Here is a 14,232-nt window from a genome sequence, read left to right as displayed (position 1 = left end):
CCGCCCTCACGTACGGGCTCCCGCCAGCGGCTCGTCCGGCACATCCGGCACGTCGAGGCGGGACTCGACGTACGGCGCCTCGGTGACCGGAGTCGAGCCCGGGGCCCGTATCGCCCGTACGCAGACCACCGCCGCGTTGCCGATCACGACGGCGACCAGCAGCAGGAACAGGGCGATCAGCACCCCGTCGACCGTGGAGTTGGTGACCACGGTGTGCATGTCGCCGAGGTTCTTGGCGGGCGGCAGCACCTGACCGGCGTCGAGGGCGTCGGCGTACCGCGCGCGCTGGGCGAAGAAGCCGATCTTCGGGTCGGCTGAGAAGATCTTCTGCCAGCCCGCGGTGAAGGTGATGGCGACGACCCAGGCGAGCGGAACGCCCGTGACCCACGCCCAGCGCAGCCGGCCGGACTTGATCAGGATCGTGGTGCAGACGGCGAGGGCGATGGCGGCGAGGAGCTGGTTCGCGATGCCGAAGAGCGGGAAGAGCTGGTTGATCCCGCCGAGCGGGTCGGTGGCGCCGGTGTAGAGGAAGTAGCCCCAGGCCGCCACGACGAGGGCGCTGCACACCCAGATGCCCGGCTTCCAGTTGACCCGGCCGACCGGCTTCCACACGTTGCCGAGCATGTCCTGGAGCATGAAGCGGCCGACGCGGGTGCCCGCGTCCACCGTCGTCAGGATGAACAGCGCCTCGAACATGATGGCGAAGTGGTACCAGAAGGCCTTCATCCCGGCGCCGCCGAAGACCCCGGAGAAGATCTCCGACATGCCGACGGCCAGGGTCGGGGCCCCTCCGGAGCGGGCGATCAGCGTCTGTTCCTCCACGGCCTTGGCGGCCTGGGTGAGCTGGTCGGGGGTGATGGTGAAGCCGAGACCGGCGACGGCGTGGGAGGCCGACTCGGCGGTCGTGCCGAGGAGGGCCGCCGGGGCGTTCATGGCGTAGTAGAGGCCCGGTTCCAGGGTCGCCGCGGCGATCAGCGCCATGATCGCGACGAACGACTCCATCAGCATGGCGCCGTAGCCGATCATCCGGACCTGGGACTCCTTCCGGATCAGCTTCGGGGTGGTCCCGGAGGAGACCAGCGCGTGGAAGCCGGACAGCGCGCCGCAGGCGATGGTGATGAAGAGGAAGGGGAACAGCGCCCCGGCGAAGACGGGCCCTGCGCCCGACGAGGCGAAGTCGCTCACCGCGTCCGTGCGCAGGACCGGCGCCGCGACGACCACGCCGACCGCGAGGAGGGCGATGGTACCGATCTTCATGAAGGTGGACAGGTAATCGCGCGGCGCGAGCAGCATCCACACCGGCAGGACGGAGGCGACGAAGCCGTAGCCGACGAGGCAGAACACCAGGGTCGTGGGACTGAGCGTGAAGGCGGAGGCCAGCGAGGATTCCTGGATCCAGCTGCCGCCGACGATGGCGAGCAGCAGCAGGACCACGCCGATCAGGCTGGTCTCGACGACCCGGCCCGGGCGGATGACGTGCAGCCAGAAGCCCATGAACAGGGCGATGGGGATGGTCATCGCGACGGAGAAGGTGCCCCAGGGGCTGTGGGCGAGGGCGTTGACGACGACCAGCGCCAGGACCCCCAGCAGGATGATCATGATGGCGAACACGGCGATCAGGGCGGCGGCGCCGCCGGCCCGGCCGATCTCGTCGCGGGCCATCTGCCCGAGCGACGTGCCGTCCCGGCGCATCGACAGGAACAGCACGACCATGTCCTGCACCGCGCCCGCGAAGATCACCCCCGCCACGATCCACAGGGTCCCCGGCAGGTAGCCCATCTGGGCCGCGAGCACCGGCCCCACCAGTGGTCCGGCGCCGGCGATGGCGGCGAAGTGGTGCCCGAGCAGCACCCGGCGGTCGGTGGGGTGGTAGTCGACACCGTCCTCGAGTCGTTCGGCGGGGGTGGCCCGGCGGTCGTCCGGCTGCAGGACGCGTCGGGCGATGAACCGGGAGTAGAAGCGGTAGGCGATGGCATACGACCCGAGTGCGGCGATCACCAGCCAGACCGCGGAGATTCGCTCGCCGCGGGCCAGGGCGAGGACGCCCCAGGCGACCGCGCCGAGGAGGGAGACGGCCGTCCAGAGCAGAATCGGCCGCTTTCTGAACTTTTCCTGCCTTTCTGGGCTGGATTCCGGCACTCCTGGTCCGGATTCGGGCAGGGCTGATGCGGGCATGGCGGCTCCTCACCTCGACGGGTGTGCACAACGGGGGTGCGGTTCAGGGAGTGCGGATCAGCGGTGTCGATCCGTCAGCGCGTACGCCGCGAGCAGGCACAGGCCGCAGCCCGGCACCCACGCGAGCTGGTACCAGTAGAAGAACGGCGTCCCCGCGAGCCGCGGACCGGCACCGGCGTACAGCGGAACCCACAGCAACCCGGCCGCGGGTGCGAGCAGCAGCAGGGCGACGGCGACGCGCCGTAGCCGGGGGTGCCCGGTGCGTGCCATGACCTGTGCTCCTCTCCCGCTCGCTGTCGGTCTGTGCAAGAGTTGCGCACTCGCCGGAAGTGGTTGACAGCACGTTCGAGAAAGATTTCCCGCCGGTTTCCTGTCCTCCGGACGGGCCGTCCGCGCAACTCTCGCGCGAGGGCACAGGCACACCAAGGACGGTGACCCATGGCTGACGGCGCCATGACCGCGACGTTCCTCGCCGTGATCGGCGGGGCGTCGCTGCTCGCCGTCACCGCGCGGCGGCTGCGCCCGGTCGACCGGCTGCCCTCCCTGGAGGGCTGGGCCCTGGCCGACCGCTCCCTCGGCCCCGGCTGGACCTGGCTGCTGCTGGGCGGCACGATCTTCACCGCGTACACCTTCACCGCCGTCCCCGGACTGGCCTACGGCAACGGCGCGCCCGCCTTCTTCGCCGTGCCGTACACGGTGATCGTCTGCCCGCTCGCCTTCGTGCTGCTGAGCCGGCTGTGGAGCGTGGCCCGGCGGCACGGCTACATCACCGCCGCCGACTTCGTGCGCGGCCGGTACGGGTCGCCGCCGCTGGCCCTGGTGGTGGCGCTGACCGGGATCCTCGCCACGATGCCGTACCTGGCGCTGCAACTGCTGGGCATCAGGGCGGTCCTGACGGCCGGGGGCGTGTACCCGCGGGGCGCTGCCGGGGACCTGGTGCTGGTCGGGCTGTTCGCGGGGCTCGCGGTGGCGACGTACCGGCACGGGCTGCGGGCGCCGACGGTCATCTCCGCGCTGAAGGCGGTGGCGGTGTTCGTCTCCCTCACCGCGGTGACCTGGCTGGTCCTGGCACGGCTGGGCGGACCGGGCCCGGTCTTCGAGGGCGCGGCGCAGCGGCTGGGCGGCCCGGCGCTGTTGTTGTCCCCCGCGCAGCAGCCGGCCTATGCCTCGCTCGCCCTCGGCTCCGCCCTCGCGCTGCTGATGTACCCGCACGTGCTCACCGCCGGTTTCGCCGCCGACGGGCCGCGCACCCTGCGCAAGGTCTCGGTGGCGCTGCCCGCCTGGACCGGGCTGCTCGCGCTGTTCGGGTTCCTCGGCATCGCCGCCCTGGCGGCGGGGGTGCGGGCGCCGCGCGGCGGTGCCGAGGCGGCCGTGCCGATGCTGGTGGACCGGCTGATGCCGGCGCCGCTGGCGGGCCTGGTGTTCGCCGCGATCACCGTGGGGGCGCTCGTCCCGGCGGCGGTGATGTCGATCGCCGCGGCCACCAGTTTCGTCCGCAACGTGTACGTCGAGTACGTCCATCCGACGGCCACGCCGAAGCGGCAGGTGCGCATCGCCAAGGCGGTCTCGCTCACCGCGAAGGTGGGGGCCGTGGCGTTCGTGTTCGGGCTGCGCGACCAGGACGCCGTCAACCTCCAGTTGCTCGGCGGCGTGTGGATCCTGCAGATCTTCCCGGCCGTCGCCGTCGGGCTGTTCACCGGGTGGCCGCACCCGCGGGCGCTGCTCGCCGGGTGGGCCGTGGGCATGGCGTCGGGGACGTACCTGGTGGTGCGCGAGGGGTTCTCCCCGATCGTGCCGCTCGGCACGGGCGCCCGGCCGCTGGAGATCTACGCCGGGCTCGCCGCCCTGCTGCTCAACCTGACCGTCGTGGTGGCCGGCACCGCGATGCTGACCCGCCTCGGTGTCCCGCGGGCCGCCGACACGACCGACCTGCCGTCCCGCCTGACCGTCCGGCGACGCCCGGAGACCGGAGCGAAGAACCCGTGAGACGCAGACAGAACCCCACACTGCCACCGGCACCGGCACCGGCACCGGCACCGGCCGAGCCCCTCGCTCCCCCGGCCGGCGACTCCGCCGACCCGGAGCGCGAGGCAGGTGTCGCCCATCTCTTCGAGCTGCACTACTCCTCGATGCTGCGCCTGGCCGTGCTGCTCGGCGCCGACGACCCGGAGAACGTGGTGGCCGAGGCGTACTACCAGATCTACCGCAAGTGGCGGCGGCTGCGGGACGCGGCCGCGGCGGAGGCGTATCTGCGCTCCACCGTCTGCAATCTGACGCGGATGCGGATCCGGCATCTCCAAGTCGCCCGCAGACACGAGGAGAACACGCCGGACGACACGGTCGCCTCCGCCGAGCACGCCGCGCTGCTGCGGGACGACCAGCGCGTGCTGATCGACGCGCTCCAGCAGCTGCCGCCCCGGCAGCGCGAGGCGCTGGTGCTGCGGCACTGGCTCGGTCTCAAGGAGAGCGAGATAGCCGCCGCGATGGGCATATCCGGCGGTTCGGTCAAGACGCACACGGCGCGCGGCATCGCCGCCCTGACCCAGGCGATGGAGGCCCGGCGATGACGCATCGAGACGCGACTCCGTCGCACGGCACCAGTGGCGACCGGGCCGGTCACGGCCGCACCGAGGAGGAACTCCGGGAGGCACTTCGAGTGCTGGCGGGCGGGGTGCTTCCGGATCCCGACGCGTATCGCACGGCACGCGGTGAGTGGCTGCGGCGCGAGCGCCGGCGGCGGCTCGTGCTCGCCGTGCTGATCGCAGTCGTCTTCACACTGGCCACCCTGATCGGCCTGTGGGTGCTCAACCAGGCCCCGTCGGATCCGGGGGTGATTTTCTCGGGCACGCGCGCTCCCGTCGCCGACGGCACGTCACTCCCCCGGCTCTCGCCCTGATTGCCGCGCCGACTTGCCGGGAACCCGCACTCCGTGGACCCGAGCATCGAGGACTACGCACTCATCGGCGACGAGCAGACCGCCGCGCTGGTCGGCACGGACGGATCCGTGGACTGGCTCTGCCTGCCCCGCTTCGACTCGGCCGCCTGCTTCGCCAAGCTGCTCGGCGACGAGGACAACGGCTACTGGCGCATCGCTCCCGTGGGGGCGGACCGGTGCACCCGGCGCGCCTACCGCCGCGACACCCTCGTCCTTGACACCGAGTGGGAGACCGGGCGGGGGACGGTCCGCGTCACCGACCTGATGCCCCAGCGCGACCGGGCACCCGACCTCGTGCGCGTCGTCGAGGGCCTGGACGGCGAGGTGACGCTCCACAGCGTCCTCAAGCTGCGCTTCGACTACGGCTCGATCATCCCCTGGGTACGCCGGGCCGACGGCCACCGCGTCGCCGTCGCCGGACCCGACTCGACCTGGCTGCGCAGCGAACCGGAGGTGCGCAGCTGGGGCGAGGACTTCGGGACCCACGCGGAGTTCACGGTCCGCAAGGGCGAGAAGGTCGCGTTCGTCCTCACCTGGCACCCCTCCCACGAGGAACGCCCGCCGCTCGTCGACCCGTACGAGTCGCTGCGGCACAGCGTCGAGGACTGGCAGGCCTGGGCGGCGCGCTGCCGCTACGACGGACCGTACCGGGACGCCGTCGTCCGCTCCCTGATCACCCTCAAGGCGCTCACCTACGCCCCGACCGGGGGCATCGTCGCCGCCGCGACCACCTCACTGCCCGAGGAGCCGGGCGGGGTGCGCAACTGGGACTACCGCTACTGCTGGCTGCGCGACTCCACTCTCACCCTGGGCGCGCTGCTGGCCGCGGGCTACCAGGAGGAGGCGGAGGCCTGGCGGAACTGGCTGCTGCGCGCTGTCGCCGGTGACCCGGCGGACCTCCAGATCATGTACGGCGTGGCGGGCGAGCGGCGGCTGCCCGAGTTCGAGCTGCCGTGGCTGTCCGGCTTCGCCGGGTCCGCCCCCGTGAGGATCGGGAACGACGCCGTGAACCAGCTCCAGCTGGACGTCTACGGCGAGGTCATGGACTCCCTGTCGCTGGCCCGCGAATCGGGCCTGTCCGCCCAGCCGGACGTGTGGGCGTTGCAGACGGCCCTGATGGACTTCCTGCGCGTCCACTGGCGGCAGCCGGACGAGGGTCTGTGGGAGGTGCGCGGCGGACGGCGCCAGTTCGTGCACTCGAAGGTGATGGTGTGGGTCGCCGCCGACCGTGCCGTACGCACCCTGGAGCGCCATCCGGAGCTGGACGGCGACCTGGACGGCTGGCGCGCGCTGCGCGACGACGTGCACCGCGAGGTGTGCGACAAGGGCTACGACCCCGAGCGCAACACGTTCACGCAGTCCTACGGATCGCGCGAACTGGACGCCGCGCTGCTGCTCATCCCGCGCGTCGGCTTCCTGCCGCCCGACGATCCCCGGGTGATCGGCACCATCGACGCGGTGCGCAAGGAGCTGGACCACGGCGGCTTCCTGCGCCGCTACAGCACCACCGACTCGGACCAGACGGAGATCGACGGACTGCCCGGCTCCGAGGGCACCTTCCTGGTGTGCTCGTTCTGGCTCGCGGACGCCCTGCACATGACGGGCCGGACGAAGGAGGCCCGGGAGCTGTTCGAGCGGCTGGTGGGACTCGCCAACGACGTCGGCCTGCTGTCCGAGGAGTTCGACCCGGTCACCGGCCGGCAGCTCGGCAACGTCCCGCAGGCGTTCAGCCACATCGGCCTGGTGAACACCGCCATGGCCCTGTTCGGTGAGGACGGGGCAGGATAGGGAGCATGGATCTTGGACTGAAGGACCGGGTGTACGTCGTCACAGGGGCCACGCGCGGCCTCGGCAACGCCACCGCGCGCCAGCTCGTCGCGGACGGGGCGAAGGTGGTCGTCTCGGGGCGGGACGAGAAGAACGTCGCCGAGGCGGCGGCCGGGCTGGGCCCGAACGCGGTCGGGGTGGCCGTCGACAACGCCGACCCCGACGCGCCGGCCATGCTGATCGGGGCCGCGCGGGAGCACTTCGGGCGCTTCAACGGTGTCCTCGTCAGCGTGGGCGGGCCTCCGGCCGGGTTCGTCTCGGACAACACGGACGAGCAGTGGCAGACGGCGTTCGAGTCGGTGTTCCTGGGTGCGGTGCGGCTGGCGCGCGCCGCCTCGGCCGAGTTGGAGGCCGGGGGTGTCATCGGGTTCGTGCTGTCCGGGTCGGTGTACGAGCCGATTCCCGGGCTGACGATCTCGAACGGGCTGCGGCCGGGGCTGGCCGGGTTCGCCAAGTCGCTGTCCGACGAACTGGGGCCGCGGGGAGTTCGCGTGGTCGGTTTGCTGCCCGGGCGCATCGACACGGACCGCGTGCGCGAGCTGGACGCGTTGTCGGCGGATCCCGAGGCGACCAGGGCGGCGTCGGAGTCGCGTATTCCGTTGCGGCGGTACGGGGCGCCCGAGGAGTTCGGGCGGGTGGCGGCGTTCCTGCTGTCTCCGGCGGCTTCCTATCTGACCGGGGTCATGGTGCCGGTGGACGGCGGGGCGCGGCACGGGTTCTGAGCGCCGTTCTCGTCTGCGGCTTCGTGGGGGGGCTCGTCGCGCAGTTCCCCGCGCCCCTGAGGACGTCAACTCACTCTCTCTGCATGGTGCCGGACGCCTCTCAGGCGTACCTCCGCCGGCAGTGACGCGAGGCCCGCCGATGATCTGGCGTGGGTCAGGGCTCCGGCCGTCAGGTCGTGCAGGACCGTGCCCGGGTCCACGTTCGGTTCCAGGGCGAGCCGTACGCGCGCCTCGGGGGCGCTGCGACGGCCCCTCAGATGGGCGTGGGCCCGGTCGACGCCGTCGATCCGGGCCGCCTCCTCGGTGAGGGCGTTCTCCAGAGCCCGGCCGCGCAGCAGGGCGCCCTCGCCGTCGCCGGTGTCCACCAGGACCTCGGCGAGTCGGCGCCGGCGCAGTACCGCGACCAGCCACCACAGGGCGAGCAGCATCAGTACGGCGAGGACGGCGATGACGACCGGCCACCACCAGCCGTCGTCCCTCCAGCGGGTGCGTTCGGCGTCGCTCAGCAGCACGTCGTGACGGCTGTGGTGGATCCACCAGGAGGGTGCCGGAGCGCCGAGGCCGACGGCCAGCACGGAGCCGCCCAGCACCAGCAGGACGAGGCCGACGAGCCCCAGGAACACGCGGTTGACGACCCTGAGCATCGCGGTCACTCCTTCCGGCCGGGCCGCCGCACGCGCACCGACAGCGCGGGCGGCCGGGAGAGTCCAAGTCCGCGGATCGCGTCGGTGAGCACGGCGTCCAAGTCGGTTCGTACGTCGTCCAGTTCACGGAAGTGGGACACGGCGCGGGCCTTCGCCCGCCTGCGGCGCACCCGCACCTGTGCCGACTGCACGCCGGCCACCTCCATGGCCCGGTCGCGCAACGCGGTCGCGGCGGCGTCCCGGTCCAGTCCGGCGCGTACGTCGGGGTGCGTCCGCCGCATCGGGAGCACGTGCCGCAGGCCGGGCGTGGCGGCCAGGGCCAGCAGCCAGAGCCCGAGAACGGCGGCGACCCCGGCCCCGACGAGCACCCAGGTGTCGTCGAGGGGCCGTTCGGCGAGCTGGCGGGCCAGCTCCCGGCGCCAGCTCATGACGGGCCGGTCGGCGCGCACGGAGGCGATGTCGTAGAGGAACAGTCCGGCGAGTCCGAGGAGCAGCAGGGCGACGATGCCCGCCGGGATGCGGCGTGCCGACCAGAAGCGGCCTTCGCGGCCGCCCTCGCTCTCGCTCTCGGGTACGGGCGGGGTTCCGTCCCCGGCCGCCTGTGCGGACCGGTCGGGTCCGGTGCCGGTCTCCCGCTTCTGGAGGACGGGCAGCCACTGGGTGGTGTTCTCGGGCTCGGGCGGTTCGGTGCCCCGGGGTCCGCTCATCGCGTCCTCCCCTGTACCGCGCCGGGACCGGCGGCCAGGTGCAGCCGCTCCACCTGGACGACGACCTCCGGCACCTGCATTCCCACCAGGGCGCCTACCCGTTCGACCACTCGGCGACGCACTTGGCGGCAGCGCGCGCCGACGTCGCACGGGTAGTCGAGTTCGACGTGGACCCGGACATGCGCGACCTCGTGACGGACGACGACGGTGGCGGACGGACGGTCGGCGTCGGGCGGCAGCGTTCCGACGGCTTCGAGGGCCGCCTGCGAGGCGATCTTCGCGACGACGCGGTCGGCGATCCGGGTGGCGCCCCGCTCCCCCGGCGGGACGACGGTCAGAGGTCTGTCGAGCTCACCGGCCCCCGCGCTCACGGCCGTCACCGCCGCCGTTCACGGGCACGGAAGAAGTCGCCGAAGTCCATGTCCCCCTCCAGGAACCGGCCGACGACGAATCCGACGGCGCCCAGCGCCGCCACCAGCAAGAAGGCCCCGAATCCGCCGAAATACCCGGCGAATGCCAGTGCCATGCCGGCGATCATGCCGACGACGGCCATGCTCATGCTGCGCTCCTCAGCTCCTCGGTCGCTGCGCTCTGCGGGGCGGGTGGCTCACTGGATCCGGCGCTCCGGTTCCTCTTCCTCCTCGTCCGGCAGCTTCACGTCGCTCACCGCGATGTTGACCTCGACGACCTCGAGACCCGTCATCCGCTCGACGGCGGTGATGACGTTCTCCCGTACGTCCCGGGCCACATCGGCGATCGCCACGCCGTAGACGACCACGATCTCCAGATCGAGGGCGGCCTGCACCTCGCCGACCTCGGCCTTCACCCCGCGCGTCACCGACTTCGCGCCGCCCGGCACACGGTCGCGCACGGCTCCGAAGGTGCGGGACAGGCCGCTGCCCATGGCGTGCACGCCGTCGACATCGCGTGCGGCGAGTCCGGCGATCTTCTCCACGACGCCGTCCGCGATGGTCGTCCGCCCCCGGGATCCGGGGTCTCCCCCGCCGCGCTTGGTCAGCGGACTCCTGCGCGCCGCCGACGTCTCGGTCTCCCCGCCCCGGTTCTCGGTCATGTCAGTCATCGCCGTGTGTCCTTTTCGGTTGTCGTCCTTCGACCACCGTAAGCACGGTTGCGTGGATACGCGCCTTTGATGCGGCAAGCTGGAGGAATGACGGCCGACCGGTGGACGCAGGCAGTGAGACATCAGCTGGGCCTCGGCAGGCTGCTGCCGCTGGGTGATGCGCGGGACGGCGCGTGGATCGCCGAGCGGGCGGCCGAGGCGGTGCTACGGCGCGCGGCGGGGGACGCTCCGGGCGTGCGCCTCGACACGCTCCGCGTCGCGCTCGCCGATCCGGCGGAGACCGGGAGTTCTGCCGTGCCGGCCCCGCCGAGCGGTCTGCCGCCCGGCCCGCTGCGGGTGACGGCGGAGTTCGCGGCCACGGCCTCGCAGCCGCTGCCGACGACGGCGTCCCTGCTGCGGGCGACGCTGGCGACGGCCGCGACGCAGCGGCTCGGTCTGACGGTGACGGAGGTGGATCTGCGCGTCACGGGCCTGCTGGACGAGGAGACGGAGCCGCCCGGGCCCGCCGCGCCGCTCCCCGAGCCGCCGCACGCCGCCGAGGCCGGGGGCGACGACGAGAGACGTGTCGCCGCCGCCGCGCTCAAGGTCCCGGGCGTACTCCGGCTGACCGGCGCGCTGGGCCACCCCGTGCACATCGAGGAACTCCCGGGTGACACCGCCCTGCCGCACCGCCACGTCCGACTGGAACTCGCGGTGCGGGAGGACCACCGTGCCCGGGACGTGGCCCGCGAGGTCCGCACAGCGGTGCGAGCGGCACTGCAGGACCACCCGACGGTGGCGGTCCTGGTGAGCGGGATCGGCTGAGCGGGCGTCACCCGGCGGCAACTCCCCGGGGGACGCCCGCGATCCGGAGTGATCCGGCCGGATCAGTCCCCGATGCCCGCGAGGTCTCGCAGGCGGCGGGCCTGGGACTGGCGTTCCGCGGTGCGCTGGTCCTCGAAGGTGCGGTCCTGGGCGCCGCGCAGCAGTGCCTTGGTCTCGACGACCGCGTCGCGGGGCGCGGCGAGCACGGCCGACACGAGGTCGCGGACCGTGTCGTCGAGCTGGTCGGCGGGCACGGCCACGTTGGCCAGCCCGGTGTTCACGGCCTCGTCGGCCGTGACGAAGCGCCCGGTCACGCAGATCTCCAGCGCGCGGGCGTATCCGACGAGTCCCACCAGCGGGTGCGTGCCCGTCAGGTCGGGCACGAGTCCGAGGCTGGTCTCGCGCATGGCGAACTGCACGTCGTCGGCGACGACGCGCAGATCGCAGGCGAGGGCGAGCTGGAAGCCCGCCCCGATGGCATGCCCCTGGACGGCGGCGACGGAGACGATGTCGCTGCGCCGCCACCAGGTGAACGCCTCCTGGTACTCGGCGATGGTCGCGTCCAGCTCGGCGTCACCGCCCCGCGCGAGGTCGATGAACGACGGTTCCCCGTCGAAGCCCTCGGGCGTGAACGCCTGCCGGTCGAGACCGGCCGAGAAGGACTTGCCCTCGGCCCGCAGCACCACGACACGGACGGAGCCCGGCAGCTGCCGCCCGGCCTCGGTCAGCGCCCGCCACAGAGCGGGGCTCTGCGCGTTGCGCTTGGCCGGGTTGGTCAGCGTCACCGTGGCGATCGCGTCGTCGACGGTGAGCCGTACGCCGTCCTTGTCGAGTACGGGAACGAGGTCCTTGTCGGGCGAAGCCATGGACGCCTCCGAGGTGTGCGGTCAGCTAAGTGACTGCACAGTAACCACCCGGTCGATCAGCCGACCGACCGGGTGGCCACCATCGGAGCCGAGGGGCCACCCGGGGATCAGGCCGTGGCCTTCTTGCCCCGCGTCGCCCCGCCACGCCCTCGCAGCGTGACACCCGACTCACTGAGCATGCGGTGCACGAAGCCATACGAGCGGCCGGTCTCCTCGGCCAACGCCCGGATGCTCGCACCGGCGTCGTACTTCTTCTTCAGGTCTGCCGCGAGCTTGTCGCGCGCGGCGCCGGTCACCCGGCTGCCCTTCTTCAGAGTCTCGGCCACCCGTGCCTCCTCATGGGAAGTGCGCTCTGGTCTCCTCATGATCACCCCTCCGGGCTCCGATGGCCACCCATTCGGCAAGGTCCGTGAGACAAGGTTGTGACGACGGGAGCGCGTCCCCACAAACGGAATACGGAATTCCGAGGAGTGGTGTCCGTACACCCGAACGGATTCCCACGGGAAAGGCCAGGTCAGAAAGGCGTCGCGGCCGAGCCCGGAAGAATCGGGGGCTCGGCCGCGAAATCGATGTAGGACACACCTCGGTACGAGGAGATCTCACACAGATGATGGATCACCGCTAGGCCGAATGATCCATACGCCGTTGATCACGCATTCGATCAAACCGCACTGACTCTCAGGCCAGGGCGACGAGGTCCGCGTAGTCGGCACCCCACAGGTCCTCGACGCCGTCCGGCAGCAGGATGATCCGCTCCGGCTGGAGCGCCTCGACGGCGCCCTCGTCGTGCGTGACGAGGACGACCGCGCCCTTGTAGGTGCGCAGCGCGCCGAGGATCTCCTCGCGGCTGGCCGGGTCGAGGTTGTTGGTCGGCTCGTCGAGGAGCAGCACGTTCGCCGAGGACACCACGAGCGTGGCGAGGGCGAGGCGGGTCTTCTCGCCGCCGGAGAGGACACCGGCGGGCTTGTCGACGTCGTCGCCGGAGAACAGGAACGAGCCGAGCGTCTTGCGGACCTCCACCAGGTCCAGGTCGGGGGCGGCCGAGCGCATGTTCTCCAGGACCGTGCGCTCCGGGTCGAGGGTCTCGTGCTCCTGCGCGTAGTAGCCGAGCTTCAGGCCGTGGCCGGGGACGACGGCGCCCGTGTCGGGCTGCTCGACGCCGCCCAGCAGCCGCAGCAAGGTGGTCTTGCCGGCGCCGTTGAGGCCGAGGATGACGACGCGGCTGCCCTTGTCGATGGCCAGATCGACGTCGGTGAAGATCTCCAGCGAGCCGTACGACTTCGACAGGCCCTCGGCCATCAGCGGGGTCTTGCCGCAGGGCGCGGGCTCGGGGAAGCGCAGCTTGGCGACCTTGTCGGACTTCCGCTCGGCCTCCAGGCCGGCCAGCAGCTTGTCCGCCCGGCGGGCCATGTTCTGCGCGGCGACGGTCTTGGTGGCCTTGGCCCGCATCTTGTCGGCCTGCGAATGCAGCGCGGAGGCCTTCTTCTCGGCGTTCTGCCGCTCGCGCTTGCGGCGCTTCTCGTCGGCCTCGCGCTGCTGCTGGTAGAGCTTCCAGCCCATGTTGTAGACGTCGATCTGGGCGCGGTTGGCGTCCAGGTAGAACACCTTGTTGACGACCGTCTCCACCAGGTCGACGTCGTGGGAGATCACGATGAAGCCGCCGCGGTAGGTCTTGAGGTAGTCGCGCAGCCAGATGATCGAGTCGGCGTCGAGGTGGTTCGTGGGCTCGTCGAGCAGCAGCGTGTCCGCGTCGGAGAACAGGATCCGGGCCAGCTCGATACGCCGGCGCTGACCGCCGGAGAGCGTGTGCAGGGGCTGGCCGAGCACCCGGTCGGGCAGGTTCAGCGCGGCGGCGATGGTGGCGGCCTCGGCCTCGGCGGCGTACCCGCCCTTGGTGAGGAACTCCGTCTCCTGCCGCTCGTACTGCTTGAGGGCCTTCTCGCGGGTGGCGCCCTGGCCGTTGGCGATGCGCTGCTCGTTGTCGCGCATCTTGCGGATCAGTACGTCGAGGCCGCGCGCGGAGAGGATGCGGTCGCGGGCGAGGATGTCGAGGTCGCCGGTGCGGGGGTCCTGCGGGAGGTAGCCGACCTCGCCGGAGCGTGTGATGGTGCCGCCGGCGGGCATGCCCTCCCCCGCCAGGCACTTGGTGAGGGTGGTCTTCCCCGCGCCGTTGCGGCCGACCAGGCCGATGCGGTCGCCCTTGGCGACGCGGAAGGTGGCGTTTTCGATGAGGACGCGGGCACCGGCGCGCAGCTCGATACCGGAGGCGGAGATCACGGACAGACTCCAGGGCGGATACGGGGGCGGGATGGGCGGCTGAGGACGTTCCCGCCGTCTAATGCGCGAGGAGAAAGGCCATGGGGGACAGTCTAACGGGGCGGTGCAACCACTTTTTCTGCGTGCGGGTGTTCGGTTCGTCTCGCCGTGCTCGTCTCGCCGGGTCGTTGTCAGTGGTGGGTGCCAGACTGGGC

Annotated in this window: 16 protein-coding genes; 6 read left to right on the top strand and 10 right to left on the bottom strand. The window is 71.9% G+C overall.

What is annotated here, in order from left to right; all coding sequences use genetic code 11:
• Nucleotides 1-6: 6 nt before the first annotated feature.
• On the bottom strand, nucleotides 7-2,175 hold the full coding sequence (locus tag ABZ192_RS05885; RefSeq protein ID WP_356923279.1) for a carbon starvation CstA family protein: 2,169 nt from the start codon (nucleotides 2,173-2,175) through the stop codon (nucleotides 7-9).
• Between the two features lie 57 nt (nucleotides 2,176-2,232).
• Nucleotides 2,233-2,445 carry a DUF3311 domain-containing protein gene (locus ABZ192_RS05880; protein ID WP_086852193.1) on the bottom strand — a complete coding sequence of 71 codons (213 nt, stop codon included), beginning with the start codon at nucleotides 2,443-2,445 and terminating at the stop codon, nucleotides 2,233-2,235.
• Nucleotides 2,446-2,613: 168 nt separating this feature from the next.
• On the opposite strand from ABZ192_RS05880, the gene ABZ192_RS05875 reads away from it, so the two are divergent.
• Genes ABZ192_RS05875 through ABZ192_RS05855 form a run of 5 tightly spaced genes read left to right on the top strand, consistent with a single transcriptional unit; the run spans nucleotide 2,614 to nucleotide 7,659 of the window.
• Entirely contained in the window at nucleotides 2,614-4,161 is a 1,548-nt protein-coding gene (locus ABZ192_RS05875; protein WP_356923278.1) for a sodium:solute symporter, read from the top strand.
• Nucleotides 4,158-4,742, top strand: a complete 585-nt coding sequence (locus tag ABZ192_RS05870; RefSeq protein ID WP_356923277.1) for a sigma-70 family RNA polymerase sigma factor — start codon at nucleotides 4,158-4,160, stop codon at nucleotides 4,740-4,742. The genes ABZ192_RS05875 and ABZ192_RS05870 overlap by 4 nt, the downstream gene beginning before the upstream one ends.
• Entirely contained in the window at nucleotides 4,739-5,071 is a 333-nt protein-coding gene (locus ABZ192_RS05865) for a hypothetical protein (protein WP_356923276.1), read from the top strand. Before ABZ192_RS05870 ends, ABZ192_RS05865 begins: the two co-directional genes overlap by 4 nt.
• A 33-nt stretch (nucleotides 5,072-5,104) precedes the next feature.
• Nucleotides 5,105-6,898 (top strand): glycoside hydrolase family 15 protein, encoded by a 1,794-nt coding sequence (locus ABZ192_RS05860; RefSeq protein ID WP_356923275.1) that lies wholly within the window; start codon nucleotides 5,105-5,107, stop codon nucleotides 6,896-6,898.
• 5 nt (nucleotides 6,899-6,903) lie between these two features.
• Nucleotides 6,904-7,659, top strand: coding sequence for an SDR family oxidoreductase (locus ABZ192_RS05855; protein WP_356923274.1), 756 nt, complete (start codon nucleotides 6,904-6,906; stop codon nucleotides 7,657-7,659).
• A 65-nt stretch (nucleotides 7,660-7,724) separates the two neighbouring features.
• Here the strand turns inward: ABZ192_RS05855 and amaP are convergent, their stop codons facing one another.
• From amaP to ABZ192_RS05830, 5 genes are read right to left on the bottom strand one after another with little or no spacing between them, the layout of a single operon-like run.
• A complete protein-coding gene (gene amaP / locus ABZ192_RS05850) occupies nucleotides 7,725-8,312 on the bottom strand; it encodes an alkaline shock response membrane anchor protein AmaP (protein ID WP_356923273.1) in 588 nt (195 codons plus the stop codon).
• Entirely contained in the window at nucleotides 8,309-9,010 is a 702-nt protein-coding gene (locus ABZ192_RS05845) for a DUF6286 domain-containing protein (RefSeq protein ID WP_356923272.1), read from the bottom strand. The genes amaP and ABZ192_RS05845 overlap by 4 nt, the downstream gene beginning before the upstream one ends.
• A complete protein-coding gene (locus ABZ192_RS05840; protein ID WP_356923271.1) occupies nucleotides 9,007-9,390 on the bottom strand; it encodes a hypothetical protein in 384 nt (127 codons plus the stop codon). Before ABZ192_RS05840 ends, ABZ192_RS05845 begins: the two co-directional genes overlap by 4 nt.
• A complete protein-coding gene (locus ABZ192_RS05835; RefSeq protein WP_356923270.1) occupies nucleotides 9,387-9,569 on the bottom strand; it encodes a hypothetical protein in 183 nt (60 codons plus the stop codon). Before ABZ192_RS05835 ends, ABZ192_RS05840 begins: the two co-directional genes overlap by 4 nt.
• Before the next feature lie 48 nt (nucleotides 9,570-9,617).
• Nucleotides 9,618-10,091 (bottom strand): Asp23/Gls24 family envelope stress response protein, encoded by a 474-nt coding sequence (locus tag ABZ192_RS05830; RefSeq protein ID WP_086561225.1) that lies wholly within the window; start codon nucleotides 10,089-10,091, stop codon nucleotides 9,618-9,620.
• Between the two features lie 87 nt (nucleotides 10,092-10,178).
• Here ABZ192_RS05830 and ABZ192_RS05825 point away from each other — a divergent pair, with 87 nt between their 5' ends.
• Nucleotides 10,179-10,895 (top strand): nucleopolyhedrovirus P10 family protein, encoded by a 717-nt coding sequence (locus ABZ192_RS05825; RefSeq protein WP_356923269.1) that lies wholly within the window; start codon nucleotides 10,179-10,181, stop codon nucleotides 10,893-10,895.
• 62 nt (nucleotides 10,896-10,957) lie between these two features.
• Here the strand turns inward: ABZ192_RS05825 and ABZ192_RS05820 are convergent, their stop codons facing one another.
• The 3 genes from ABZ192_RS05820 to ABZ192_RS05810 all read right to left on the bottom strand — a co-directional run bounded on the left by ABZ192_RS05820 (nucleotide 10,958) and on the right by ABZ192_RS05810 (nucleotide 14,038).
• The gene (locus ABZ192_RS05820; protein ID WP_356923268.1) at nucleotides 10,958-11,761 is read right to left on the bottom strand and encodes an enoyl-CoA hydratase/isomerase family protein; all 804 of its coding nucleotides are present in this window, start codon (nucleotides 11,759-11,761) and stop codon (nucleotides 10,958-10,960) included.
• Between the two features lie 107 nt (nucleotides 11,762-11,868).
• Nucleotides 11,869-12,087, bottom strand: coding sequence for a helix-turn-helix domain-containing protein (locus ABZ192_RS05815; protein ID WP_010037790.1), 219 nt, complete (start codon nucleotides 12,085-12,087; stop codon nucleotides 11,869-11,871).
• A 352-nt stretch (nucleotides 12,088-12,439) separates the two neighbouring features.
• Nucleotides 12,440-14,038 carry an ABC-F family ATP-binding cassette domain-containing protein gene (locus tag ABZ192_RS05810; RefSeq protein WP_356031146.1) on the bottom strand — a complete coding sequence of 533 codons (1,599 nt, stop codon included), beginning with the start codon at nucleotides 14,036-14,038 and terminating at the stop codon, nucleotides 12,440-12,442.
• Nucleotides 14,039-14,232 lie beyond the last annotated feature (194 nt).

Origin of the sequence: Streptomyces sp. NPDC006235, assembly GCF_040613735.1 — a bacterium.
Taxonomy (GTDB): domain Bacteria; phylum Actinomycetota; class Actinomycetes; order Streptomycetales; family Streptomycetaceae; genus Streptomyces.
This window is presented reverse-complemented; position numbering and strand designations above follow the sequence as displayed.

What these genes read in the sequence shown, in the direction of transcription:
- ABZ192_RS05885 (WP_356923279.1), bottom strand. Translation starts at nt 2,175, where the DNA reads ATGCCCGCATCAGCCCTGCCCGAATCCGGACCAGGAGTGCCGGAATCC.
- ABZ192_RS05880 (WP_086852193.1), bottom strand. Translation starts at nt 2,445, where the DNA reads ATGGCACGCACCGGGCACCCCCGGCTACGGCGCGTCGCCGTCGCCCTG.
- ABZ192_RS05875 (WP_356923278.1), top strand. Translation starts at nt 2,614, where the DNA reads ATGGCTGACGGCGCCATGACCGCGACGTTCCTCGCCGTGATCGGCGGG.
- ABZ192_RS05865 (WP_356923276.1), top strand. Translation starts at nt 4,739, where the DNA reads ATGACGCATCGAGACGCGACTCCGTCGCACGGCACCAGTGGCGACCGG.
- ABZ192_RS05855 (WP_356923274.1), top strand. Translation starts at nt 6,904, where the DNA reads ATGGATCTTGGACTGAAGGACCGGGTGTACGTCGTCACAGGGGCCACG.
- ABZ192_RS05845 (WP_356923272.1), bottom strand. Translation starts at nt 9,010, where the DNA reads ATGAGCGGACCCCGGGGCACCGAACCGCCCGAGCCCGAGAACACCACC.
- ABZ192_RS05835 (WP_356923270.1), bottom strand. Translation starts at nt 9,569, where the DNA reads ATGAGCATGGCCGTCGTCGGCATGATCGCCGGCATGGCACTGGCATTC.
- ABZ192_RS05830 (WP_086561225.1), bottom strand. Translation starts at nt 10,091, where the DNA reads ATGACTGACATGACCGAGAACCGGGGCGGGGAGACCGAGACGTCGGCG.
- ABZ192_RS05825 (WP_356923269.1), top strand. Translation starts at nt 10,179, where the DNA reads ATGACGGCCGACCGGTGGACGCAGGCAGTGAGACATCAGCTGGGCCTC.
- ABZ192_RS05820 (WP_356923268.1), bottom strand. Translation starts at nt 11,761, where the DNA reads ATGGCTTCGCCCGACAAGGACCTCGTTCCCGTACTCGACAAGGACGGC.